The organism is Streptomyces sp. NPDC020379 (assembly GCF_044387105.1).
Taxonomy (GTDB): Bacteria; Actinomycetota; Actinomycetes; order Streptomycetales; family Streptomycetaceae; genus Streptomyces.
Genome location: NZ_JBIRVR010000006.1, coordinates 52,649 through 76,523, shown reverse-complemented (window position 1 = coordinate 76,523; position 23,875 = coordinate 52,649). Strand labels below are relative to the sequence as shown.

The 23,875-nt window shown below is 71.8% G+C and carries 21 protein-coding genes; 8 read left to right on the top strand and 13 right to left on the bottom strand.

All coding sequences use genetic code 11. The features are described 5' to 3' along the window. Positions 1-22: 22 nt before the first annotated feature. Complete coding sequence (locus tag ACH427_RS10060) at positions 23-511, top strand: YajQ family cyclic di-GMP-binding protein (protein WP_398868970.1); 489 nt, start codon at positions 23-25, stop codon at positions 509-511. Between the two features lie 123 nt (positions 512-634). On the opposite strand, the gene ACH427_RS10055 is transcribed toward ACH427_RS10060, so the two are convergent. From ACH427_RS10055 to ACH427_RS09995, 13 genes are all read right to left on the bottom strand, one after another. Beyond that, the gene (locus ACH427_RS10055) at positions 635-1,027 is read right to left on the bottom strand and encodes a YccF domain-containing protein (RefSeq protein WP_398868969.1); all 393 of its coding nucleotides are present in this window, start codon (positions 1,025-1,027) and stop codon (positions 635-637) included. 254 nt (positions 1,028-1,281) lie between these two features. Continuing rightward, on the bottom strand, positions 1,282-1,401 hold the full coding sequence (locus tag ACH427_RS10050; RefSeq protein WP_398868968.1) for a SapB/AmfS family lanthipeptide: 120 nt from the start codon (positions 1,399-1,401) through the stop codon (positions 1,282-1,284). 229 nt (positions 1,402-1,630) lie between these two features. Then, the gene (htpX, locus tag ACH427_RS10045; protein ID WP_398868967.1) at positions 1,631-2,494 is read right to left on the bottom strand and encodes a zinc metalloprotease HtpX; all 864 of its coding nucleotides are present in this window, start codon (positions 2,492-2,494) and stop codon (positions 1,631-1,633) included. Positions 2,495-2,658: 164 nt separating this feature from the next. Beyond that, positions 2,659-4,194, bottom strand: a complete 1,536-nt coding sequence (locus tag ACH427_RS10040; protein ID WP_398868965.1) for an NADH-quinone oxidoreductase subunit N — start codon at positions 4,192-4,194, stop codon at positions 2,659-2,661. Next, positions 4,194-5,753 (bottom strand): NuoM family protein, encoded by a 1,560-nt coding sequence (locus ACH427_RS10035; protein WP_398869183.1) that lies wholly within the window; start codon positions 5,751-5,753, stop codon positions 4,194-4,196. Before ACH427_RS10035 ends, ACH427_RS10040 begins: the two co-directional genes overlap by 1 nt. A gap of 17 nt (positions 5,754-5,770) precedes the next feature. Then, entirely contained in the window at positions 5,771-7,801 is a 2,031-nt protein-coding gene (locus tag ACH427_RS10030) for an NADH-quinone oxidoreductase subunit L (protein WP_398868963.1), read from the bottom strand. After that, positions 7,798-8,163 carry an NADH-quinone oxidoreductase subunit NuoK gene (nuoK, locus tag ACH427_RS10025; protein WP_398868962.1) on the bottom strand — a complete coding sequence of 122 codons (366 nt, stop codon included), beginning with the start codon at positions 8,161-8,163 and terminating at the stop codon, positions 7,798-7,800. The genes ACH427_RS10030 and nuoK overlap by 4 nt, the downstream gene beginning before the upstream one ends. Continuing rightward, positions 8,163-8,822, bottom strand: coding sequence for an NADH-quinone oxidoreductase subunit J (locus ACH427_RS10020; protein WP_398868961.1), 660 nt, complete (start codon positions 8,820-8,822; stop codon positions 8,163-8,165). Before ACH427_RS10020 ends, nuoK begins: the two co-directional genes overlap by 1 nt. Then, positions 8,819-9,322: a NuoI/complex I 23 kDa subunit family protein gene (locus ACH427_RS10015; protein ID WP_398869182.1), complete on the bottom strand. Its 504-nt coding sequence runs from the start codon at positions 9,320-9,322 to the stop codon at positions 8,819-8,821. The genes ACH427_RS10020 and ACH427_RS10015 overlap by 4 nt, the downstream gene beginning before the upstream one ends. 53 nt (positions 9,323-9,375) lie before the next feature. Then, the gene (locus ACH427_RS10010; protein ID WP_398868960.1) at positions 9,376-10,341 is read right to left on the bottom strand and encodes an NADH-quinone oxidoreductase subunit H; all 966 of its coding nucleotides are present in this window, start codon (positions 10,339-10,341) and stop codon (positions 9,376-9,378) included. Next, positions 10,334-11,980: an NADH-quinone oxidoreductase subunit C gene (locus tag ACH427_RS10005; RefSeq protein WP_398868959.1), complete on the bottom strand. Its 1,647-nt coding sequence runs from the start codon at positions 11,978-11,980 to the stop codon at positions 10,334-10,336. The genes ACH427_RS10010 and ACH427_RS10005 overlap by 8 nt, the downstream gene beginning before the upstream one ends. Continuing rightward, positions 11,977-12,708 carry an NADH-quinone oxidoreductase subunit B gene (locus ACH427_RS10000; RefSeq protein ID WP_398868958.1) on the bottom strand — a complete coding sequence of 244 codons (732 nt, stop codon included), beginning with the start codon at positions 12,706-12,708 and terminating at the stop codon, positions 11,977-11,979. Before ACH427_RS10000 ends, ACH427_RS10005 begins: the two co-directional genes overlap by 4 nt. Then, a complete protein-coding gene (locus ACH427_RS09995) occupies positions 12,699-13,124 on the bottom strand; it encodes an NADH-quinone oxidoreductase subunit A (protein WP_366003503.1) in 426 nt (141 codons plus the stop codon). The genes ACH427_RS10000 and ACH427_RS09995 overlap by 10 nt, the downstream gene beginning before the upstream one ends. Positions 13,125-13,296: 172 nt before the next feature. On the opposite strand from ACH427_RS09995, the gene ACH427_RS09990 reads away from it, so the two are divergent. From ACH427_RS09990 to rarD, 7 genes are all read left to right on the top strand, one after another. Beyond that, the gene (locus tag ACH427_RS09990) at positions 13,297-14,550 is read left to right on the top strand and encodes a sensor histidine kinase (RefSeq protein ID WP_398868957.1); all 1,254 of its coding nucleotides are present in this window, start codon (positions 13,297-13,299) and stop codon (positions 14,548-14,550) included. Positions 14,551-14,803: 253 nt separating this feature from the next. Next, a complete protein-coding gene (locus tag ACH427_RS09985; RefSeq protein ID WP_398868956.1) occupies positions 14,804-16,129 on the top strand; it encodes a sensor histidine kinase in 1,326 nt (441 codons plus the stop codon). A gap of 413 nt (positions 16,130-16,542) precedes the next feature. Beyond that, positions 16,543-17,202, top strand: a complete 660-nt coding sequence (locus tag ACH427_RS09980) for a response regulator (protein ID WP_398869181.1) — start codon at positions 16,543-16,545, stop codon at positions 17,200-17,202. Between the two features lie 272 nt (positions 17,203-17,474). Continuing rightward, complete coding sequence (locus ACH427_RS09975) at positions 17,475-19,457, top strand: 2-oxoacid:acceptor oxidoreductase subunit alpha (protein WP_398868955.1); 1,983 nt, start codon at positions 17,475-17,477, stop codon at positions 19,455-19,457. Further along, positions 19,450-20,499 (top strand): 2-oxoacid:ferredoxin oxidoreductase subunit beta, encoded by a 1,050-nt coding sequence (locus ACH427_RS09970; protein ID WP_398868954.1) that lies wholly within the window; start codon positions 19,450-19,452, stop codon positions 20,497-20,499. Before ACH427_RS09975 ends, ACH427_RS09970 begins: the two co-directional genes overlap by 8 nt. A 90-nt stretch (positions 20,500-20,589) precedes the next feature. Then, positions 20,590-22,551: an APC family permease gene (locus ACH427_RS09965; protein ID WP_398868953.1), complete on the top strand. Its 1,962-nt coding sequence runs from the start codon at positions 20,590-20,592 to the stop codon at positions 22,549-22,551. A gap of 169 nt (positions 22,552-22,720) precedes the next feature. After that, a complete protein-coding gene (gene rarD, locus ACH427_RS09960; RefSeq protein ID WP_398868951.1) occupies positions 22,721-23,803 on the top strand; it encodes an EamA family transporter RarD in 1,083 nt (360 codons plus the stop codon). Positions 23,804-23,875: the final 72 nt, after the last annotated feature.

Genomic DNA, 23,875 nt, shown 5'->3' with positions numbered 1-23,875 from the left:
ACGTATGAGGAGCCAACTCAATATGGCCGACTCCAGTTTCGACATCGTCTCGAAGGTCGAGCGGCAGGAGGTCGACAACGCCCTCAACCAGGCCGCCAAGGAGATCTCGCAGCGCTACGACTTCAAGGGCGTCGGCGCCTCGATCGAGTGGTCCGGCGAGAAGATCGAGATGCGCGCCAATGCCGAGGAGCGGGTCAAGGCCGTCCTCGACATCTTCGAGACCAAGCTGGTCAAGCGGGGCATCTCGCTGAAGTCCCTGGACGCGGGCGAGCCGCAGGCATCCGGCAAGGAGTACAAGATCTTCGCCTCGGTCGAGGAGGGGATCTCGCAGGAGAACGCGAAGAAGGTCGCCAAGATCATCCGCGATGAGGGGCCGAAGGGCGTCAAGGCGCAGGTCCAGGGCGACGAGCTGCGCGTCAGCTCCAAGAGCCGCGACGACCTCCAGGCGGTCCAGGCCCTCCTCAAGGGCAAGGACCTGGACTTCGCGATCCAGTTCGTCAACTACCGCTAGCCGCACCGGCCACGGACCGCCGTGGCCCGGGACGCAGCGACGACGAGGGCGCGCCGGGGGGTGATCCTCCCCGGCGCGCCCTCGTCGTGCGTGCGGTGCTCCGCCCGTGCGTGGGCGTGCTGTTCAGCGGGTGGCGAAGGGGCGGTCCGTCGGGACGATCTCGCGGCCCAGCGGCATCAGGGAGATCGGGATCAGCTTGAAGTTGGCGATGCCCAGCGGGATGCCGATGATCGTGAGACACAGGGCGATGCCGGTGAAGATGTGCCCGAGCGCCAGCCACCAGCCCGCGAACACGAACCAGATGACGTTGCCGATCAGCGAGCCCGCCCCGGCGTCACTCCGCTCGACGGTGGTCCGCCCGAAGGGCCACAGGGCGAAGCCGGCGATGCGGAAGGAAGCGATCCCGAAGGGGATCGTAATGATCAGAACGCAACAGATCAGGCCCGCGACCACATAGCCGATTGCCATCCAAAGGCCGCAGAGGACCAGCCAGATGACATTCAGGATGAACCTCATGAATACAGCCTCCCACGCGAAACAGTGCCTAGCGAGCAGGACGCTTACCCACCGGAGGGTGGTTGCCCTGAAGGCGGTTGCGCGGGCTCGGCGGGGGCGGCTCCGGCGGACGGGCGCCGCCTGACGCCGAGTCCGGCCGCCTGAGAGTGGCACCCGCCACGCACCGCGTGCGCGGCCCGGTCCACAAGGGCGAACGGCGCCCGAAGGCCCGGGCAGGCCGCGGGGACACCGCAGAAGCAGCGCCCCCGCCCCTGTCACTCGTCGTCGTCGCCGTCGCAGCTCAGAACACTCAGACCGCTGTCCATGGCACCCGGATGCAGCGCCATGTCCTCACGAGCTACGAGGTTCATCGCCTGAAGGTCCAGCAGGACCATCCCTCCTCACCTCCCTGTCCGGAGCCCGGGGCGGGAGCAGGCGGCAGCCCGGCCCCGGCCCGCGCTCACCACTGATGGCTACCCCGGCCCGGCGCCCGCGAAAGGAAGCGGCGCGTGGACGCTCTCCTTCGCCAAGGCCGCCGAGACCGCCGAGCTCTCCGAGGCCGCCGAGCACCGGTCGCTGCCTCCTGTGCGAACGGCCGGGGCGGGGCGGGCCGGGCGGGCCGGCTCAGATCCGGCGGCCCGCCATGCCTTCGAGGCGGCTGATGCGCTCGGCCATCGGAGGGTGGGTGGAGAAGAGCTTGGACATCCCCTCGCCCGCGCGGAACGGATTCGCGATCATCATGTGGCTCGCGGTCTCGATGCGCGGCTCGGGGGGCAACGGGAGCCGCTGGGTGCCCGCTTCGAGCTTGCGCAGGGCGGAGGCGAGGGCCAGGGGGTCGCCGGTCAGGCGCGCGCCGGAGGCGTCCGCCTCGTACTCCCGGGAGCGGCTGACGGCGAGCTGGATGAGGGAGGCCGCGATGGGGCCCAGCAGCATGATCATGATCATGCCGACGATGCCGGGGCCCTCGTCGTCGTCCGATCTGCCGAAGGGGATCAGCCAGGCGAAGTTCACCAGGAACATCACCACCGAGGCGAGCGCGCCGGCGATCGAGGAGATCAGGATGTCGCGGTTGTAGACATGGCTGAGCTCGTGGCCGATGACGCCGCGCAGCTCGCGCTCGTCGAGCAGGCGCAGGATGCCGTCGGTGCAGCAGACGGCGGCGTTGCGCGGATTGCGGCCGGTGGCGAAGGCGTTGGGCGCCTCGGTGGGTGAGATGTACAGCCGGGGCATGGGCTGGCGGGCGGCCGTGGAGAGCTCGCGCACCATGCGATAGAGCCGCGGCGCCTCGAACTCGCTCACCGGCCGGGCCCGCATCGCCCGCAGGGCCAGCTTGTCGCTGTTCCAATAGGCGTAGGCGTTGGTGCCGAGCGCCACCACGACGGCGACGACCAGGCCCACCCGCCCGAAGAGGCTGCCGATGACGATGATGAGCGCGGACAGCCCCCCGAGGAGGACCGCGGTCCTGAGCCCGTTGTGCCGGCGGTGCACGGTACGCCCTCCAAATCGTGCGGCAGGGGAACCCTTCGCGGTGGTGCGCTGCCACTTCGCAGTGGAGCCTCCAGTGGAACCTTCCTGCCCGATCAACGCCAGACGAAGGCCGCTGGTTCCCTTGTGCGCGCGAGGGGGCGCCTGAGCCGTACGGGTGAGCGTGCCTACAGCAACGCCCCCGAGGCGAAGCGCAGGACGAGCTGCGGGGCGCCCGACAGGGCGAGGCCGGCGAGGGCCGCGAGCGCCGTCGCGGCGGCCAGCGGCAGCGGGATCCGCGCGGGCCGTTCGGCCTCCTGCCCCTCCGCCCCGGCCTCCGGCGCACTCTCCGGCGCGCGGAACAGCAGCGCCGTCCACTGGAGGTAGTAGTAGAGGGCGATCACGACGTTGACGGCCATGACGACCGCCAGCCAGCCCAGCCCCGCGTCCACGGCGGCGTGGAAGACGGTGACCTTGGCGAACAGGCCGATGATGCCCGGCGGCAGGCCGGCCAGGCAGAGCAGGAAGAAGCCGAGCGCCAGGGCCGCCAGGGGCCTGCGGGCGTAGAGGCCCCGGTAGTCCGCGACGCGGTGCGCCGGGTGCGTACGGGCGACGAGCGCGGCGACGGCGAAGGCGCCGAGGTTCACGGCCGCGTACATCAGGGCGTAGGCGACGGTGGAGCCGATGGCGTGGCCCGGGTCGTCGGCGTATCCGGCGGCCGCGATCGGCACCAGCAGATAGCCGGCCTGGCCGACGGAGGACCAGGCGAGGAGGCGTACGGCGCTGCGGGTGCGGTCCGGGCGCTGGCGCAGGGCGCCGGCGTTGCCGAGGGTCATGGTGAGCGCGGCGAGGACGGCGAGGGCGGGCGCCCAGACGTCCGCGTAGGACGGGAACGCGACGACCGTCACGAGGATGAGGCCGGTGAAGCCGACCGCCTTGCCGACCACGGAGAGATAGGCCGCGATGGGCAGCGGGGCACCCACATAGGTGTCGGGCACCCAGAAGTGGAAGGGCACCGCCGCGGTCTTGAAGGCGAAGCCGACGAGGGTGAGGGCCACGCCCGCCTGGGCGAGGGTGCCGAGGCGCGGGTCCACGTGGGTGAGGGCGTCGGCCACCTGGGTGAGGTGCAGGGTGCCGGTCGCGGCGTAGACGAAGCTGACGCCGAGGAGCGTCACGGCGGTGGCGGTGACCGAGGAGAGGAAGAACTTCAGGGCCGCCTCGGAGGAGCGGCTGTCGTCGCGGCGCAGGCCGACGAGGGCGAAGGCGGGCAGGGAGGCCACTTCGAGGGCGACGACGAGGGTCGCGAGGTCTCGGGACGCGGGCAGCAGGGCGGCGCCCGCGACGGAGGACAGCAGCAGGAACCAGAACTCGCCCGAGGGGAGCGCGAAGTCGACGAGGTCGCTGACGGACAGCAGGGCCGTCAGCAGGGCGCCGCCCAGCACGAGGAGCTGGATGACGAGGGTGAAGTGGTCCGCCGTGTAGCTGCACGCGCGCGTGCCCGACGTCAGGCAGAAGGTGGAGCGGTCGCCGTCGAGGAGCGGCAGCAGGGAGAGCCCGGCGAGGGTGAGGCCAGCGATCGAGATCCCGCCCAGGAGGGGCTTCTTCCGCGCGGGCAGGAAGAGGTCGGCGACCAGGACGACGAGCGCCGTCACGGCGACGACGGTGGGCGGGGCGATGGCGAGCCAGTCGACGGACTGGACCGCGCTTCCGGCGAGGGGAACCATCAGTTGCCTCCTCGGAGGAGCTGCTGAACGGCCGGGTCGGTGAGGCCGAGGAGGGCCGCGGGCCAGAGTCCGGCGAGGACGGTGAGGGCGACGAGGGGGGTCCAGGCGGCGAACTCGTAGGTCTGGACGTCGGTGAGGGCGGGCGCGCCCCCGGGCCTGCCCTCGCCGTCGCCGCCCATGCACACCCGGCGCACCACGATCAGCATGTACGCGGCGGTGAGCAGCGTGCCGAGGCCGGCGAGCGCCATGTAGGTGAGGTAGGCGGGGCGGCTGAGGCCCTCGGCGGGATGGAAGGAGCCGAGCATCGCGAGCATCTCGCCCCAGAACCCGGCGAGTCCGGGCAGGCCGAGCGAGGCGACGGCGCCGAAGGCGAGCAGGCCGCCGAGGCGTGGCGCCCTGCCGTAGAGCGCGGCGCCGGCCGTGCCGGAGAGGGCGTCGAGATCGCTGGTGCCGTGCCGGTCCTTGATGGCGCCGACGAGGAAGAAGAGGAGGCCGGTGATGAGGCCGTGGGCGATGTTGGCGAAGAGGGCGCCGTTGACGCCGGTGGGGGTGAGGGTGGCGATGCCCAGGAGGACGAAGCCCATGTGGCCCACCGAGGAGTAGGCGATCAGGCGCTTGAGGTCGCCCTTGGCGCCCCGGCGGGCGAGGGCCAGGCAGGCCAGCGAGCCGTAGATGATGCCGACGACCGCGAAGGCGGCGAGGTAGGGCGCGAAGGTGTGCGCGCCCTCGGGGGCGATGGGCAGGACGATGCGGACGAAGCCGTACGTGCCCATCTTCAGCAGGACGCCCGCGAGGAGGACCGAGCCGACGGTCGGGGCGGCGGTGTGGGCGTCGGGCAGCCAGCTGTGGAAGGGCCACATCGGGGCCTTGACGGCCAGTCCGATGCCGATGGCCAGAACGGCGATGACCTGCGTGGTGTGGCTGAGCCCGGAGCCGTTGTCAGTGGCGAGTGCCACCATGTCGAAGGTGCCGCCCTTGATGCCGATGAGGAGGAGGCCGAGCAGCATCACGACGGAGCCGAGCAGGGTGTAGAGGATGAACCGCCACGCGGCGCGTTCCCTGCCCTCGCCGCCCCAGCGGGCGATGAGGAAGTACATCGGGATGAGCACCATCTCGAAGGCCAGGAAAAACAGCATCAGGTCGAGGACGGCGAAGCTCGCGAGGGTGCCGGCTTCGAGCACGAGGATCAGCGCGACGAATGCCTTGGGAGACGGGCCCGACGGCATTTTGAAGTAGCTGTACAGCGCGCTGAGGAAGGTCAGCAGCGCGGTGAGCACGAGGAGGGGGAGCGAGACGCCGTCGACGCCGAGGTGGATCCGGATGCCGAGGGCGGGGATCCAGCTGATGTCGGTGGTGGCCTGCATCCGCGCGGGGTGGTCGTGGTCGAAGCCCGCGGCGAGGGCCACGGTCAGGGCCAGGACCACGCCGGTGACGGTGACGCCGTGGCGGAGCACGGCCTGCTCCGGGCTTTTGCCCTTGAGGCCGGGCGGGGCCGGGAGCAGGGCGGCGACGGCGCCGAGGAGGGGGACGGCGACGGTCGCAGCGAGGAGGGACTGCATGACGGTATGACTCACGGTCAGGCTCCGGTGGCTACGAGCACGGCGGCGACGGCCAGGACGACGGAGCCGGCGAGCAGGGCGCTGAGATAGGTCTGCACATTGCCGGTCTGGGCGCGGCGGACGGCCGCGCCGAGCAGGCGGGGGGCGCCTCCGGCGCCGCTGACGTAGGCGTCGACGACCTCGCGGTCGAGGAAGCGGACGAGCCGGGCGGCGGCGCGTACGGGCCGTACGAACAGCTTCGCGTAGACGGCGTCGAGGTGGAAGCCGGTGACGGCGTGGCGGTGCAGGGGGCCGAGGAGGAGGCGGCCGGGGTCGGCCGGGTCGTGGGCGCCCGCGATGTGGCCGTAGGCCGCCACATGGGTGGCGATGGCCTCCTCCTCGGAGACGTAGGGGGCCGCGTCCGGGTCGGCGGCGACGGCGCCCAGGGGCACGCGGGTCGCGAGGGGGGCGGTGCGCCGCCAGGCCGCGTAGGTGACGAGCAGGCCGGCGAGGGCACAGCCGGTGCCGAGGACGGAGGTGGTGAGGGTCGGGGTGAGGGAGCGCCCGTCGAAGAAGTCAGGGAGCTTCCAGGCCGCCAGGCCGAGCCCGAGGGTGGGGATGAAGAGGACCCACAGGACGGCGTTCATGACGGCGGGCTGCCTGAGGGGGGTCTCCCCTGCTCGAACGGAGTCGGGAGCTCGGGGAAGGTCGGGCGCCTGCGGTCCCTTGCCGTGGAAGGCGAGCAGCCACAGCCGGGTGGCGTAGGCGGCGGTGAGGAGGGCGGTGAGCAGCCCGGCGGTGAGGACGGTCCAGCCGGCCGCGTGCGGGATGCCGTGCGCGTCGGCGCCGGTGGCGTGCTCGGCCGCGCCGAGGACGGCCTCCTTGGAGAAGAAGCCGCTGAACGGGGGGATCGCGGCCAGCGCGAGCAGGGCGACGGTCATCGTCCAGTACGCGTCGGGGACGCGCTTGGCGAGGCCGCCCATGCGGGCCATGGCGCCCAGCGAGTTGGTGCCGGCGGCGTGGATGATCACGCCCGCCCCGAGGAAGAGGAGGGCCTTGAACGCGCCGTGGGAGATGAGGTGGAAGACGGCCGCGTCGCGGTCGCCGACGGCGAGGGCGCCGGTCATGTAGCCGAGCTGGCCGACGGTCGAGTAGGCGAGCACGCGCTTGATGTCGTCCTGGGCGAGCGCGGCGAGCGCCGAGCCGACCATGGTGACCGCCGCCATCGCGGCGAGCACCACCAGCGCCGCCGAGGAGGCGGTGAAGACGGGGAGGAGCCGGGCGATGAAGTAGACACCGGCGGCGACCATCGTCGCGGCGTGGATCAGCGCGGAGACGGGCGTGGGGCCCGCCATCGCGTCGGGCAGCCAGGTGTGCAGCGGGAACTGCGCGGACTTGCCCGCGACGCCCGCGAGCAGCAGCAGCGCGATGAGCGTCGGGTGCCCGACGGAGCCGGAGGCGACGGCGCTGAGGATGCCGTTGATCCGGAACGTTCCGGCATCGGCGGCCAGCGCGAGGATGCCGATCAGGAAGGGCACGTCACCGAGCTTGGTGACCAGGAACGCCTTGAGCGAGGCGCTGCGCGCGGCCTCGGTCTCCCAGTAGTGGCCGACCAGGAAGTACGAGCAGATGCCCATGATCTCCCAGCCGACCAGCAGCACCATGAGGTCGCCGGAGTAGACGACGAGCAGCATGGCGGAGGTGAAGAGGGAGACGAGGGCCGCGTAGGAGGGGTAGCGCGGGTCGTCGCGCAGATAGGCCGTGGAGTAGAGCTGGACGCAGGTCGCGACGACGCCGACGAGCACGGCCACGAGGACGGCGAAGCCGTCGAGGTGCAGCGCGAGGTCGATGGGCACGGACCCGGTGGGGGTGAGCCGGGTGGCGGCGTCGAGGGGCGCTCCCCCGCCCTGCCGGCAGGCGACGACGACGGCGAGCACGGCCGCGGCGAGGGTCGGCAGCACGGCGAGGGGCCGCACGAAGCCGGGCGCGCGGCGGCCGAGCAGGAGCCCCGCGGCGGCGCCGAGGAAGGGCAGCAGGGGGACGAGTACGGCGGTGGTCGTGGTCGTCACGCGGCGGCCTCCGCCTTCTCCTCGCGGTCACCCGGTCCGGCGTCGGATCCGGGGGCGTCCTCACCGAGGTCGCGGAGCCGGTCGATGTCGGCGGTGCCGCGGTTGCGGTACACGAGCAGCACGATCGCCAGGCCGATGCCGATCTCGGCGGCGGCGATCGCGATGATGAAGAGGGTGAGCGCCTGGCCCGCGTGGAGCGTGTCGCGCAGCCACACGTCGAAGGCGACGAGGTTGAGGTTGACGGCGTTGAGCATCAGCTCGACGGACATCAGGACGAGGATGGCGTTGCGCCGGGCGAGCACGCCGTAGAGGCCGGTGCAGAAGAGCAGGGCGGCGAGGACGGCGGGATAGACGAGGTGCATCAGCGCTTCCCCCCTGTCGTGCCGTCAGCTGTCCCGGAGCCGGCGCCGGCCTTGCGCCGCGAGAGGACGACCGCGCCCACGAGCGCCGCGAGGAGCAGCACGGACAGGGCCTCGAAGGGCAGCACCCAGTGCCGGAAGAGGATTTCTCCGGAGACCTTGGTGGTGCCCTGCGGGGCGGCGCCGTCGAGGTCGATCCACGTCGTACGGAAGGCGTCGGCGACCACCCACACCAGGGCGACGGCGGCGGCGACCGCGACCCCGAGGGCGGGGTAGCGGTTGGCCGAGTCGGCGTCCGGGGAGCGGCCGATGGGCGCCTTCGTGAGCATCAGCCCGAAGAGCAGCAGGACGACGACGGAACCCACGTAGATCAGCACCTGCACCCAGGCGATGAACTCCGCCGTCAGCAGGAGGTACTCGACCGCGAGCCCGCCGAGGGTGACCACCAGCCACAGCGCGGCGTGCACCAGCTGCTTGGTGGTGACGGTGACCAGGGCCGCCCCGAAGGTGACCAGGCCGACCAGGAGGAAGGCGACCTCCACGCCGGACGTGGAGAGGAAGCCCTGCGTCTGCGCGGCGGCGAGCGTGTGGGTGCCGTGCGCCTGAGCGGCGAGCGCTGCGGTGCTGTGCGCCTGAGCGGCGAGCGCTGCGGTGGCGGTCACGCTTCTCCCTCCTCTGTCTCTTTCTCCTTCTCCCGCTGGGCGGCCATCTTCTCCGCGGTCTTGCGGGCCGCCGCGATCTCCTTCGGCTCCTCGGCCGCCGGGTCCAGCGCGGGCGGCTCCGGCACCGTCCACATCCACTCGCGCAGCTTGTCGCGCTCGTGGGTGAGGTCGTGGATGTCGGTCTCCGCGTACTCGAACTCCGGGGACCAGAAGAGCGCGTCGAAGGGGCACACCTCGATGCAGATGCCGCAGTACATGCAGAGCGAGAAGTCGATGGCGAACCGGTCGAGGACGTTCCGGCTGCGCTCGCGGCCGCCGGGGGCGGCCGGGGGCACGGTCTCCTTGTGGGAGTCGATGTAGATGCACCAGTCCGGGCACTCACGGGCGCACAGCATGCAGACCGTGCAGTTCTCCTCGAACAGGCCGATGACACCGCGGGTGCGGGGCGGCAGTTCGGGCTGCACGTCCGGGTACTGCGCCGTGACCGAACGCTTCGTCATCGTCCGCAGCGTGACCGCGAGGCCCTTGGCGAGGCCGGAGCCGGGGATCGCCACTACTGGATCACCACCTTGACGACGCCGGTCAGCGCGATCTGCGCCAGGGCGAGCGGAATGAGGACCGTCCAGGCCAGCTTCTGCAGCTGGTCCTCGCGCAGTCGGGGATAGGTGACGCGCAGCCAGATGACCACGAAGGCGAGGACGAGCGTCTTGAGCAGCGTCCACAGCCAGCCGAGGCCGTCGGCGCCGAACGGGCCGTGCCAGCCGCCGAGGAAGAGGACCGTCGTCAGACCGCAGAGGACGACGATGCCCGCGTACTCGGAGAGGAGGAAGAGCGCGAAGCGGAGGCCGGTGTACTCGGTGTAGGCGCCGAAGATGATCTCGGAGTCCGCCACCGGCATGTCGAACGGCGGGCGTTGCAGCTCGGCGAGCCCGGCCGTGAAGAAGACGAGGCCGCCGACGATCTGCCAGGGCACCCACCACCAGTGGAAGGCGTCCACGATGCCCGGCAGCGAGACCGTGCCCGCCGCCATGGCGACCGAGGCCGCCGCGAGCAGCATCGGCAGCTCGTACGCCATCAGCTGGGCGGCGGTGCGGAGGCCGCCGAGCAGCGAGAACTTGTTGGCCGACGCCCAGCCGGCCATCAGCGAGCCGAGCACCCCGACGCCCATGACGGCGAGGACGAAGAAGATGCCCGCGTCGATGAACTGCCCCACGGCGTTGCCCGGCCCGACCGGGATCGCGACCAGCACCAGGAGATACGGCAGGAGGGCGACGGCCGGCGCGAGCTGGAAGATCCGCCGGTCCGCGCCCGCGGGCACGACGTCTTCCTTCTGCGCGAACTTCACGCCGTCCGCGACGAGCTGTGCCCAGCCGTGGAACCCACCGGCGTACATCGGCCCGAGCCGCCCCTGCATATGGGCCATGACCTTGTGCTCGGTCTGCCCGATCGCCAGCGGCAGCACGAGGAAGACGGCGAACACGGCGACGAGACGCAGCACGACGTCGAGGGTGTCACTCACGGACGTCGCCTCCTTCGGTCGTCTCGGGCCGGGCGTCGGGGGCCGGCTTCCGGTCGTCCACGGACCGGTCTTCTGCCGACTGGTCTTCACGGACGGGCTGGTCGGGGGTCTCCGCAGCGGCGGGGGGTACGGGCTCCGCTGCCGCGGGGGGCTCGGGTGGTGCGGGTTCCGCTGCCGCAGGGGGTGTGGGCTTTGCCGATTCCGCTGGCGCGGGTGGTGCGGGTTCCGCTGCCGCGGAGGGTGCGGCTTCCGCCGATTCCGCTGCCGCGGGGCGCGCAGGCGGTGCCGGTTCCGCTCCCGCGGAGGGCACGGCTTCCGCCCGGGCGGGCGGGGTCTTGTCGTCCTCGAACGCGGGGCGGGCGTGGTGCCACGGCGCATCGGGCGACCGCGGCGCGGTGCTCGGCGCGCGGGGCGGCTCGCCCTGGCTCGCGGAACCATCGGGGGCGCTCGGCTGCTGGCTCGCGGAGCCATCGGCGGCACTGCGGCTGCGCCGCGCGGGCACGCCCGCACCCGACTGCTGACTCGCGGATCCCTCACTCGCACTGCGCGAACGGCGTGCCGGAGCCGCCACGCCGGGCTGCTCACCGGCGGGACCGTCCGCCACCGGCGGCGCCTCCGCCGCGGCGGCCTGCTGGCTCGCCGAACCCTCACTCGCACTGCGCGAACGGCGCGCGGGAGCGGGCCCGGTAGGCGGCGCCTCTTCCGTCCCGGCCTGCTGGCTCGCCGAACCGTCCGCCGCGCTGCGGCCGCGCCGCGCGGGGCGGTCGGGCGCGGACTCGGCCGCCGCCCCGGCGGCCTGCTGGCTCGCCGAGCCCTCGCTCACACTGCGGCTGCGACGAGCCGGGCGGTCCGTCGGCGGAGCCGGCTCCGCCGGCGCCTGGCTCGCCGAGCCCTCGCTCACGCTGCGGGCGCGGCGTACGGGGCGGTCGCCCGCGGCCGCCGCGCGGGCTCCGCGTGCCGGGCGGGCCGGGGCCGGGGGGAGCTGGCCCTTGAGGGGGCCCCACTCGTTGGGGTCGGGGACGCCCGGCGGAAGCATCTGACGGCGCTTCGGCCCGCCGCCCTCGGACTCGCCCGGCTCCTTCGCGCCCGGCCACGCCTTCGCGACGCGCGCCGCCAGCACGAAGTCCTTGCGCAGCGGGTGCCCCTCGAAGGCTTCGGGGAGCAGCAGCGGTACGAGGTGGGGGTGCCCGGTGAAGTCCACGCCGAACATCTCGTGGGTCTCGCGCTCGTGCCACGCCGCGCCCGCGTAGACGCCGGTCGCGGTCGGCAGCGCGGGCTTGTCGTGCGGCACGGTGGTGCGCAGGACGAGGCGGCGCACCCCGCCGTCCGGGCCGGGCAGGGCCACGAGGTGGGCGCAGACGCAAAAGCCCGTACCGGGCTCGTCGACCGCGCTCAGCCAGTCGAAGAACGTGCAGCCCAGCGTGGTGCGGGCCGTTTCGAGCGCGGTGAGCCACGCGGCGGCGGGCACGTCGACGGTGAGCAGCCCGTACGCCTCCTCGGCGCTCGCGCCCTCGCCGAAGAGTTCAGCAGCGCCCTGCGGCAGCCACCCGACGGGCGGCGCAGCCGCCTCGGCGGCGGGGGCGGGCTCGGCAGCCGCGTCCTTCGGCGCGTCCTCACCCTGATGCGTCGGCTCGCTCATCGGCCGGCCTCCCCGGAATCGGTGGGGGAGCCCTCACCGGTGGCATCGCCGGAGGCGGACCCCGTGGCGGAGCCACTGCCGGAGCCCTCACCGGTGGCATTCGCGGCGGCGGATCCCGTCGCGCCCGGCGTCGGCGGCGTCACCAGGCCGCTCTTCAGCGCCGCGGCCGACGGGCCGGAGGCCGCACCCACGGAAGCCGGCGAACCGCCGGAGGCAGTCGCGTACCGGTCCCGCAGGGACTCCTGGGCGATCTTCTCCTGGAGCTTGAGGATGCCCTGGAGCAGCGCCTCGGGGCGGGGCGGGCAGCCGGGGACGTAGACGTCGACCGGGATGATCTGGTCGACGCCCTTGGTCACCGCGTACGAGTCCCAGTACGGGCCGCCGCAGTTGGAGCACGCGCCGAAGGAGATGACGTACTTCGGCTCCGGCATCTGCTCGTACAGCCGCTTGACCGCGGGGGCCATCTTGTCCGTCACCGTGCCCGAGACGATCATGAGGTCCGCCTGGCGGGGGCCCGGGGCGAAGGGGATGACGCCGAGCCGGATGAAGTCGTGCCGGGCCATGGACGCGGCGATGAACTCGATCGCGCAGCAGGCGAGGCCGAAGTTGAAGACCCACAGGCTGTAGCGGCGGCCCCAGTTCAGGACCACCTTCATGGGTTCGGGCGCGAGCCGGGACAGTACGCCCAGCCGTCGGGGCTCGGGCAGGTCCACCGGTGTCACGTCCATTCGAGGACGCCCTTCTTCCATGCGTACAACAGACCCACGGCCAGGAAGCCGAGGAAGATGAACATCTCCACGAGCGTGGCGCCGCCGAAGCCCGGCGCGGCGAAGACCGTCGCCCAGGGGAACAGGAAGATCGAGTCCACCGCGAAGATCACGTACAGGAAGGCGTAGACGTAGTAGCGGATCTGGGTGTGTGCCCAGCCCTCGCCGACGGGGTCGACGCCGCACTCGTACGTCAGCAGCTTCTCGGGCGTCGGCACCACGGGCCGCAGCAGCCGTCCGGACGCGAAGGCGACGGCGACGAAGAGCACGCCGACGACCGCCAGCAGTCCGACGACCGAATAGCTGTGGAAATAGTCCGTCGCCAGCTGGACGTCGGGGACGCCCGCACTGTCGGTGCGCACGGTGGCCTCCGGCACGTCCGCCCTCGCTCCCTGTCCAGCACATTTCGACGATTCTTTACGCACGGGAGTCTAGGCCCTGACAAGGTCACGGCGAGCAGCGCTGTCCGGCCGGAGGTGGGGTTATCCCCACCCGGGCGCCCCCATGGCCCCCATGGCGTCGGCCCGTCCGGCCCGGCAGGCTGGGCGTATGACCGCCAGCAGTGCCGCACACAGCGCCACCACAAGCACCACCGGGAGCACCGGCCCCGCGACCCTCCGTCACGGCGGGACCGAGCCCGACCAGGACCGGCTGCCGCCCGTCCGCTTCGCCTTCGACGCGTCGACATGGCGGGAAGTCGCCCACCTCCTGCTGGATCTGCCGGCGGGACTGATCGGCTTCGTCTATGTGTCGCTGTGGTTGTACGCGGGTGCGGCGCTGTCGGTGACCGTGATCGGGCTGCCGGTGCTGGCGGTCGGGCTGCTGGGGGCGCGGGGGCTCGGCCGGCTGGAGCGGGGGCGGGCGCGGGGGCTGCTGGGCGTCCGGATCGACGAGCCGATCCCGCTGTCGCGGCACCCGCGGAACGCGGGCTTCCTCGCCTGGACGTGGGCGGCGGTGAAGGACCCGGTGGCCTGGCGGGCGACGCTGTACTCGTTCATACGACTGCCATGGGGCGTTCTCACTTTCGGCGTGACCCTCTGCGCGCTGTTCATCGCCTGGCCCGTTCTCGGGTACCTGGCGCGCTGGCTCGCGAACGTGGACCGGGCCATGGTGCGCGGGCTGCTGTCCCCGTCCAGCGAGCTGGAACGGCGGGTCGCCGAGCTGGAGTCGGACCGCGGCGTCGTCGTGGACACCGCGGCCGCCGACCTGCGCCGCATCGAACGCGACCTGCACGACGGCGCCCAGGCCCGCCTCGTGGCGCTCGCGATGGGGCTGGGTCTGGCGAAGGAGAAGGTGCTGGAGGACCCGGAGGCCGCGGCGCGGATGGTCGACGAGGCGCACGGCGAGGTGAAGCTCGCCCTCCAGGAACTGCGCGACCTCGCCCGCGGCATCCACCCGGCCGTCCTGACGGACCGTGGCCTGGACGCGGCGCTGTCGTCGGTCGCGGCCCGCTGCACCGTGCCGGTCAGCGTCTCGGTGGACCTGGCCGCCCGGCCCGCGCCGGCGATCGAGGGCCTCGCCTACTTCACGGTCTCCGAACTCCTCCAGAACATCAGCAAGCACAGTGGTGCGCGGACGGCCGAGGTCGAACTGTGGCGGGCGGAGAACCGTCTGCTCATCCAGGTCCGCGACGACGGCAGGGGCGGCGCGTCGACGGACTCCGGCAGCGGACTGGCCGGCCTGGCCGAGCGGCTGGGGTCGGTGGACGGGCTGTTCGCCGTGGCGTCGCCGGTGGGCGGCCCGACGGTGATCACGGCGGAACTGCCGTGGCGCGACCGTCCGCTGCGCTCGGCGGGCAGCTGATCACGGTGCCGGCCGCTTCCGGGTGCGGGCCGTTCGCGCCCGCGGCGGGCGGCCTCGAACGCCGGCCAGGCTGGTTGTGGGTGGTCCTTGGCCTCTTCTGCCCCGGCCGGGGCAGGGGCGCCTGCCCCCATGGTGGCTCCCATGGTGGCTCCCATGGTGGGGACAGCCCCACCCCCAGGACACCGACCCGCTCCATGGTCCGGCCACCCGCGCTCGGGGAGGCTGGGACGCAAGAGAAGCCCTGGCAGATCGGATGACTGAGATGGCCATCGACAAAGGACAGGCGGCACCGCACCGCGTGCCCGCCGTGCTGCGCGCGCCCCTGGAGGGGCGCACCTGGCGGGAGTTCCTCTATCTCCTGCTCAGCTTCCCGATGTCGGTGCTGACCTTCGTCTACGCGGTCACGATGGTGTCCCTGGGCGTCGGCCTGCTGGTCACCTTCGTCGGGGTGCCGGTGCTGGCCGCGGCGCTCCTCGGGTCCCGTGCGCTGGGCGCCGTCGAGCGCGTACGGGCGCGGGTGCTGCTCGGCGTCGAGATAGCCGAACCGGAGCCCGTACGCCCGCCGAAGGGCAAGCGCGGTCCGCTCGCCTGGACGGGGGCGCTGCTCAAGAGCGGTACGTCCTGGCGGAGCCTGCTCTACTGCGCGATCCACCTGCCGTGGGCGGTGACGGCCTTCGTGGTGTCGCTGACGCTGTGGGCGGTCAGCTGGGCGCTGTTCCTCTACCCGGCGTACGCGTGGATGTACCCCACCTACTGGGGCCAGCCCGGCATGCAGGTGTTCGGCGACGACGACGGCACCTCGCTCTACCTCGACAACCCCTTCGAGATCGGGGTCACCTGCGCCGTCGGCCTGGCCTTCGTCCTGATCACCCCGTGGATCATCCGCGGTCTCGCCTTCGGCGACCGGATGCTGGTGCTGGGGCTGCTGGGGCCGTCCCGGCTGGCCGAGCGGGTGTGGGAGCTGGAGGAGGACCGCGGCGTGGTCGTGGACACCGCGGCCGCCGACCTGCGCCGCATCGAACGCGACCTGCACGACGGCGCCCAGGCCCGCCTCGTGGCCCTGGCCATGGACCTCGGGCTGGCGAAGGAGAAGCTGGAGGAGGACCCCGAGGCCGCGGCGAAGATGGTCGACGAGGCACACGGCGAGGTGAAGCTCGCCCTCCAGGAACTGCGCGACCTCGCCCGCGGCATCTACCCGGCGATCCTCACCGACCGCGGCCTGGGCCCCGCCCTCTCCGCCCTGGCCGCGCGCTGCACGGTGCCGGTACGCGTCGAGGTCGACCTGACGTCCCGTCCGGCCCCGGCGATCGAGGGCATCGCCTACTTCACGGTCTCCGAACTCCTCCAGAACATCAGCAAGCACAGTGGTGCGCGGACGGCGCGGGTCGATGTGTGGAGCGCCGAGAACCGCGTGCTGCTTCAGGTCTCCGACGACGGCAGGGGCGGCGCGTCGACGGACTCCGGCAGCGGACTGGCCGGCCTGGCCGAGCGACTGGGGTCGGTGGACGGGCTGCTGGTGGTCGACTCGCCTGCGGGCGGCCCTACGACGGTGACCGCGGAGCTCCCTTGGCGAGGGTGAGGCGGGTTGCCCTCGCCCGCGGCGGGCTTTCTTCCCCTACCCCGCCCCTTCCCGAAACCGGGGAGACCCCGGACCCCAGCGCCCTGTGGGCGCGTCCTCCAACTCCCCCAGCCACCTCCCCCGGACTCCGTCCGGGGGTGCCCCCAGAGGTGCCCCCAACGGGCTGAATTGCGCACCCCCATCAGCCAAAACCAGCCCGTCCGGCGTTTGAGGGCAACGCGGCGAAGCCGTGTTGCGGGGTCCGGGGCGCAGCCTCCACGCGGCGGAGCCGCATATCAGACGCAGCCGGGAAGGGGCGGGCAGGGGAAAAAGCCCGCCGCGGGCGCGCACCCCCTCGCCGTCCCCGTTTGCTGCGATGCTGGACGCTCATACAGCGGCAGCAAACAGGGGGCAAGGGAATCGTGGAGGACAGAGTGCGGGTCGTCATCGCCGAGGATTCGGTGCTGCTTCGGGAAGGGCTGACCCGCCTGCTGACCGATCGAGGGCACGACGTCGTCGCGGGCGTCGGTGACGCGGAAGCGCTGCTGAAGGTCATCAGGGAGCTCGCCGACGAAGGCGCCCTGCCGGACGTCGTGGTCGCGGACGTACGGATGCCGCCGACGCACACCGACGAGGGCGTGCGGGCGGCCGTGCGGCTGCGCCGGGAGCACCCGGAGCTGGGTGTGCTGGTGCTCTCGCAGTACGTGGAGGAGCAGTACGCGACGGAGCTGCTGGCGGGGAGCAGCCGGGGCGTGGGCTATCTGCTGAAGGACCGGGTGGCGGAGGTGCGGGAGTTCGTCGACGCGGTGGTGCGCGTCGCCCGGGGCGGTACGGCCCTGGACCCCGAGGTCGTCGCGCAGTTGCTCGGGCGCAGCCGCAAGCAGGACGTGCTCGCCGGGCTCACCCCGCGCGAGCGCGAGGTGCTCGGCCTGATGGCCGAGGGAAGGACGAATTCCGCCGTGGCGCGGCAGTTGGTGGTCAGCGACGGCGCCGTCGAGAAGCACGTCAGCAACATCTTCCTGAAGCTGGGGCTGTCGCCGAGTGACGGGGATCACCGACGGGTGCTGGCGGTGCTGACGTACCTCCGGTCCTGAGTCTTCCGTACCCCACCCGTCGAGGAGAGCCGCCCTGGTGAGAAGGTCGCCGGGGCGGGGTCCTAGGCCAAAAGACCAAGTCGGAGCCACCGCCTCCGCAAAGGCCGACCAGGTGGCTCGAAAGCCGCTTACCAGGACAAAACGGAGAGGCTACGGCGCGGGCATCTTGTGATCCATCCCAGGTAGGCGACCCTTACCCCCGTACGATGGCGGTGGGAACGCCGGCCGTCACCACCGCGTGCGAGCCGCCGCCACGAGGGAGGTCCGTAGCAGTGACCAGCCAGGTCAGCAGCCCGGCCGAGCAGGCCGAACCAGGCGAGCAGCCGAGTGGCGCCGCCCCGCCGACGGAGCGGGAGCCTTCGCACCTCAGCCCGCCGCGCCATCCCGACGAGGAGTCGGGTGCCAAGTCCGTGCGGAAGCTGGAGCGGGTGATCATCCGGTTCGCGGGGGACTCGGGTGACGGCATGCAGCTCACGGGTGACCGGTTCACGTCGGAGACGGCGTCGTTCGGCAACGACCTCTCCACGCTGCCGAACTTCCCCGCCGAGATCCGCGCCCCCGCCGGGACGCTGCCGGGCGTCTCCAGCTTCCAGCTGCACTTCGCCGACCACGACATCCTCACCCCGGGTGACGCGCCCGACGTGCTGGTGGCGATGAACCCGGCCGCGCTGAAGGCGAACATCGCCGACGTTCCCCGGGGCGCCGAGATCATCTTGAACACCGACGAGTTCACCAAACGCCCGATGGCGAAGGTCGGTTACGCGGTCTCGCCGCTGGAGGACGGGTCGCTGGACGCCTATCGCGTCCACCCCGTGCCCCTGACGACGCTGACGATCGAGGCCCTGAAGGACTTCGGCCTGTCGCGGAAGGAGGCCGAGCGCAGCAAGAACATGTTCGCCCTCGGCCTGCTGTCGTGGATGTACCACCGCCCCACCAGGGGCACGGAAGCCTTCCTGCGGAAGAAGTTCGCGAAGAAGCCCGACATCGCCGAGGCGAACGTCGCGGCCTTCCGGGCCGGCTGGAACTTCGGTGAGACGACGGAGGACTTCGCGGTCTCCTACGAGGTCGCCCCCGCCACCGCCGCCTTCCCCACCGGCACCTACCGCAACATCTCCGGCAACCTCGCCCTCTCCTACGGCCTGATCGCCGCCGGGAAGCAGGCCGACCTGCCGCTCTACCTCGGCTCGTACCCGATCACCCCGGCCTCCGACATCCTCCACGAGCTGTCGAAGCACAAGAACTTCGGTGTGCGCACGTTCCAGGCGGAGGACGAGATCGCCGGCATCGGCGCCGCCCTCGGTGCCGCCTTCGGCGGGGCGCTGGCGGTGACCACCACCTCCGGGCCCGGCGTGGCACTGAAGTCCGAGACCATCGGCCTGGCCGTCAGCCTCGAACTGCCCTTGCTGATCGTGGACATCCAGCGCGGCGGCCCCTCCACCGGCCTGCCCACCAAGACCGAACAGGCCGACCTGCTCCAGGCGATGTACGGGCGCAACGGCGAGGCCCCGGTGCCGGTCGTCGCGCCGCGCACCCCGGCCGACTGCTTCGACGCCGCCCTGGACGCCGCCCGCATCGCCCTGACCTACCGCACCCCGGTCTTCCTGCTCTCCGACGGCTATCTCGCCAACGGCTCCGAGCCCTGGCGGATCCCGGACGTCGACGAACTGCCCGACCTGCGCGTGCAGTTCGCCACCGGCCCCAACCACACCCTGGCCGACGGCACCGAGGTCTTCTGGCCCTACAAACGCGACCCGCAGACCCTGGCCCGCCCCTGGGCCGTGCCCGGCACCCCCGGCCTCGAACACCGCATCGGCGGCATCGAGAAGCAGGACGGCACCGGCAACATCTCCTACGACCCGGCCAACCACGACCTCATGGTCCGCACCCGCCAGGCCAAGATCGACAACATCGCCGTCCCCGACCTCGAGGTCGACGACCCGGACGGCGCGGGCACCCTGGTGCTCGGCTGGGGATCGACGTACGGGCCGATCACCGCCGCCGTGCGCCGCCTGCGCGCCCAGGGCGTCCCCATCGCCCAGGCCCACCTGCGCCACCTCAACCCCTTCCCGCACAACCTCGGCGACGTCCTGGCCTCCTACACCAAGGTGATCGTCCCGGAGATGAACCTCGGCCAGCTCGCCACCCTCATCCGCGCGAAGTACCTGGTCGACGCCCACTCCTACAACCAGGTCAACGGCATGCCGTTCAAGGCCGAGCAGCTCGCCACCGCGCTCAAGGAGGCCATCGATGACTGAGGCGCTCAAACTGGTCCCCAAGGCCGAGGCCGCCCAGAGCATGAAGGACTTCAAGTCCGACCAGGAAGTGCGCTGGTGCCCCGGCTGCGGCGACTACGCCATCCTCGCCGCCGTCCAGGGCTTCATGCCCTCTCTCGGCCTGGCGAAGGAGAACATCGTCTTCGTCTCCGGCATCGGCTGCTCCTCCCGCTTCCCGTACTACATGAACACCTACGGGATGCACTCCATCCACGGCCGCGCCCCCGCCATCGCCACCGGCCTCGCCTCCTCCCGCCCCGACCTGAGCGTCTGGGTCGTCACCGGCGACGGCGACGCCCTCTCCATCGGCGGCAACCACCTCATCCACGCCCTCCGGCGCAACGTCAACCTCAAGATCCTGCTCTTCAACAACCGGATCTACGGCCTGACCAAGGGCCAGTACAGCCCGACGTCGGAGGTCGGCAAGATCACCAAGTCGACGCCGATGGGGTCGCTGGACGCACCCTTCAACCCCGTCTCGCTCGCGATCGGGGCCGAGGCGTCCTTCGTGGCCCGCACCGTCGACTCCGACCGCAAGCACCTCACCGAGGTCCTTCGGCAGGCCGCCGAGCACCCCGGCACCGCGCTGGTGGAGATCTATCAGAACTGCAACATCTTCAACGACGGCGCCTTCGAAGCCCTCAAGGACAAGGAGCAGGCCCAGGAGGCGGTCATCCGCCTCGAACACGGCCGGCCCATCCGCTTCGGCACCGACGACAGCAAGGGCGTCGTCCGCGACCCGGCCACCGGCGACCTCGAGGTCGTCACGGTCACCCCGGACAACGAGGCCCGGATCCTGGTCCACGACGCCCACAGCGCCAGCCCCACCAACGCCTTCGCGCTGAGCCGCCTCGCCGACCCCGACACCCTGCACCACACCCCCATCGGCGTGTTCCGCAGCACCGACCGGGCCGTCTACGACACGCAGATGTCCGACCAGCTCGAAGCCGCCATCGTCCAGAAGGGCAAGGGCGACCTCGCCTCCCTCCTCGCCGGCAACGACACCTGGACCGTCGCCGGCTGACGCGGCTCCACGAACGCCGGACGGGCCGACTTTTCGGCCCGTCCGGCGTTTGGCCGTACGGGCCCCGGCGCGGAGCCGGAAGATACGGCTATGGCCGACCGCCCCGAAGTCGTACCCGACGTCCCCGACCGGCTCGCCTATCGCGTCAAGTGCCGACTGCTCGGCCGCCCGCTGGTGACCCAGCAGCTCTCCCACGAGACGCTGTCCAACCCGCTCGCCCTGGGCGTCCTCGCCTCCGACTGCATCTCCTCCACCGCGTACGGCAGCGAGGAGATACTGCGCATCCTTGTACCCGTCGTGGGAGCCGCCGCGTTCAGCCTGCTGATGCCGGTGACCGGCGCGATCCTGTTCGTCCTGCTGCTCCTCACGCTCTCCTACCGCGACGTGGTGTCCGTCTACACCCGTGCCGGCGGCTCGTACGTCGTCGCCCGTGAGAACTTCGGGCCGCGCGTCGCCCAGATCGCCGCCGTCGCGCTCCTCGTCGACTACATCGTCACCGTGGCCGTGCAGACGGCCGCGGGCACCGACGCGCTGATCTCCCTCGCCCACCTCACCGGTGACGGCTACACCGGCCTCGACCACCTCAAACTCCCCATCACGGTGGGCGTGGTGGTGCTGCTGATGTACGGAAATCTGCGCGGGATCCGGGAGGCGGGACGGGCGTTCGCGGCGCCCGCGTACCTCTTCATGGCCGCCGTCGCGCTGATGCTGGTCATCGGGCTCGTACGCGCCCTCACCGGCGGGCTCCCGCACGCCGATCTGCACGCCTCCGGGGTGGTGCCGCTCGGCACGTCCGGACCCGGGTGGCTCTACGGCGCCTCGCTGTTCATGGTGCTGCGCGCGTTCGCCAACGGCGGCTCCTCGCTGACCGGTCTGGAGGCGATCTCCAACAGCATCTCGGCCTTCCGCAAGCCGCAGGGCCGCAACGCCCGGCGCACCCTCACCGTCATGAGCTGCGTCCTCGGCGTCATGGTGCTCGGCGTCTCCACGCTCGCCCACTTCACCCACGCCGTCCCCTACCAGGACGGCAATCCGACCGTCATCGCGCAGGAGGCGCACCTCGTCTTCGGGGACGGCTGGCTCGGCACCACGGGGCTGGTCTACGTCCAGCTCGCGACCGCGCTCATCCTCTACACCGGCGCCAACACGCCCTTCACCGGCTTCCCCTTCCTCGCCAGCTTCGTCGCCGAGGACCGCTTCCTGCCGCGCCAGCTGACCCGCCGCGGCCACCGGCTGGCCTTCTCCAACGGGATCATCTCGCTGGCCGTCGTCTCGCTCGCGCTGCTCGTCGTGACCGGCGGCAGCGTGGACAAGCTCGTCGCGCTCTACGCCATCGGCGTCTTCACCGGCTTCACGATGGCCGCGGCCGGGATGACCGCCCACTACTGGCGGCGGCCCGGGGAGCGGCGCCGGCGCTGGAACGTGGGCGTGAACCTCGTCGCGGCGGTTGCCTCGGCGCTCGTCGTCCTCATCTTCGCGATCACCAAGTTCACGGAGGGCGCGTGGCTCGTCGTGGTGGTCTTCCCGCTGGGGGTGTGGGCGCTGATCCGCATCAACCGGCAGTACCGCGAGGAGGCCGAGGCACTGGACGATGTCCCCGCGGTGGCCACGGACCAGCCGCACTGGCGGCGCCACCTGGTGTTCGTCCTCATCGACGACCTCGACCTGGCCACGGTGAAGGCCCTGCGCTACGCGCACGAGCTCCGGCCCGACGAGGTGCGGGCCCTGCACTTCGTCATCGACGCGGAGCGGGCGCGGCGGCTCACCGGGAAGTGGGACGCCACCCCCGGCACGACGATCCCCCTGGAACTGGTCGACTGCCCCGACCGCCGCCTCCGCCACGCGGTCGTCGGCCTGGCCGCCCGCACGACGGCGGACGGCGAGACGGCTCTGACCCTCCTGATCCCCATCCGCACGTATTCCGGGCCGCTCGGGTCCCTGCTCCACCCGGACCGGGGAAACGAGATGGCGAAGGCGCTGGAGCAGCTTCCCAATGTGGCGGTGACGGTGTTGCCGTTCGATGTGAGCGGGGCGGTTCGCTCCCGCCGGTAGCTGTGTGTGGTTGCGGTCCGGACGGCCTCAAGCGCCGGCCGGGCCCGGGTGGTGGCTGGTGCCGGGGCTGGGCACGTTCCGGGCCGGCGGGGTGCTTTGCGGGGTGCCCAACGTCGCGGAGGTCTGGGGGCTTGCCCTCCACGTACCGCGCCCGCCGCAGGCGAACGTCATGACCGTCATTCGATACGCGCATGACACCACCCCACCCACCCGCTACCTTCACAAGCGTCGCCGCAACACCCAGGAGCCGCCCGTGAAGACCGCCGAGAACGAGACCCGCACCGGCCTGCTGTGCAGTGTCGCCGCCTATACGACCTGGGGGCTCTTCCCCCTCTACTGGCCCCTGTTGGAACCGGCCGGAGCCGGTGAGATCCTCGCGCACCGTATGGTGTGGTCGCTCGTGACCGTGCTCGTCGTGCTCACCGTGACCAAGCGCTGGGACTGGATACGGCCGCTGCTCCGGCAGCCGAAGCGGCTCGGGATGATCGCGCTCGGCGCGGGCCTGATATCCGTGAACTGGGGCGTCTACATCTGGGGCGTCAACTCCGGGCACGTCGTCGAGACGTCGATGGGCTACTTCATCAACCCCCTGGTCAGCATCGGCTTCGGGGTTCTCGTGCTGCGCGAGCGGCTGCGGGTGTCGCAGTGGGTGGCGGTCGGGGTCGGCGCGGCCGCGGTCGTGGTGATGGCCGTCGCGTACGGCAAGCCGCCGTGGATCGCGCTGACGCTGGCCATCTCCTTCAGCACCTACGGCCTGGTCAAGAAGAAGGTCGGGCTGGGCGGCCTGGAGTCGATGGCGGCCGAGACGGCGGTGCAGTTCCTGCCCGCCCTCGGCTTCCTGCTGTTCCTCGGCGGCAGCGGCGGCAGCACATACGCGAGCGAGGGCACCGGACACGCCCTGCTGCTGATGGGCACCGGCGCGATCACCGCCCTGCCGCTCGTCTGCTTCGGCATCGCCGCCGTACGGCTGCCGCTGTCGGTGATGGGGATGGTGCAGTACCTCGCGCCCATCTTCCAGTTCGCCCTGGGCCTGCTGGTCTTCCACGAGTCGATGCCCGCGGAGCGGTGGGCGGGCTTCGTCCTGATCTGGCTGGCGCTGGCGCTGCTCACCTGGGACGCGCTGCGTACGGCCCGTACCGCCCGGGCCGCGCTGCGGGCCGCGCGGGAGAAGGCGGCGGCCAACGTTCACACAGAAATCACAGACGCCACACAGGAAACAGAAACACCTGAAGCCACAGCTCAGGGCCGGTAGAGCGGCGCCCGATATCCGGAAACCGGTGTTCGGTGTCCGAAATCCACCCTTGACTCGTTTCACAGGGGCCCC

Coding starts and splice junctions, on each gene's coding strand:
- nuoK (WP_398868962.1), bottom strand. CDS start 8,163: ATGCACCTCGTCTATCCCGCCGTCCTCGCCGCCCTGCTCTTCTGCACC.
- ACH427_RS09965 (WP_398868953.1), top strand. CDS start 20,590: ATGGCCGACCGCCCCGAAGTCGTACCCGACGTCCCCGACCGGCTCGCC.
- ACH427_RS10060 (WP_398868970.1), top strand. CDS start 23: ATGGCCGACTCCAGTTTCGACATCGTCTCGAAGGTCGAGCGGCAGGAG.
- ACH427_RS09990 (WP_398868957.1), top strand. CDS start 13,297: ATGACCGCCAGCAGTGCCGCACACAGCGCCACCACAAGCACCACCGGG.
- ACH427_RS10050 (WP_398868968.1), bottom strand. CDS start 1,401: ATGGTCCTGCTGGACCTTCAGGCGATGAACCTCGTAGCTCGTGAGGAC.
- ACH427_RS09970 (WP_398868954.1), top strand. CDS start 19,450: ATGACTGAGGCGCTCAAACTGGTCCCCAAGGCCGAGGCCGCCCAGAGC.
- rarD (WP_398868951.1), top strand. CDS start 22,721: ATGACCGTCATTCGATACGCGCATGACACCACCCCACCCACCCGCTAC.
- ACH427_RS10035 (WP_398869183.1), bottom strand. CDS start 5,753: ATGCAGTCCCTCCTCGCTGCGACCGTCGCCGTCCCCCTCCTCGGCGCC.
- ACH427_RS10055 (WP_398868969.1), bottom strand. CDS start 1,027: ATGAGGTTCATCCTGAATGTCATCTGGCTGGTCCTCTGCGGCCTTTGG.
- ACH427_RS10005 (WP_398868959.1), bottom strand. CDS start 11,980: ATGAGCGAGCCGACGCATCAGGGTGAGGACGCGCCGAAGGACGCGGCT.
- ACH427_RS10000 (WP_398868958.1), bottom strand. CDS start 12,708: ATGGACGTGACACCGGTGGACCTGCCCGAGCCCCGACGGCTGGGCGTA.
- ACH427_RS10015 (WP_398869182.1), bottom strand. CDS start 9,322: ATGACGAAGCGTTCGGTCACGGCGCAGTACCCGGACGTGCAGCCCGAA.
- ACH427_RS10040 (WP_398868965.1), bottom strand. CDS start 4,194: ATGGTTCCCCTCGCCGGAAGCGCGGTCCAGTCCGTCGACTGGCTCGCC.
- ACH427_RS09985 (WP_398868956.1), top strand. CDS start 14,804: ATGACTGAGATGGCCATCGACAAAGGACAGGCGGCACCGCACCGCGTG.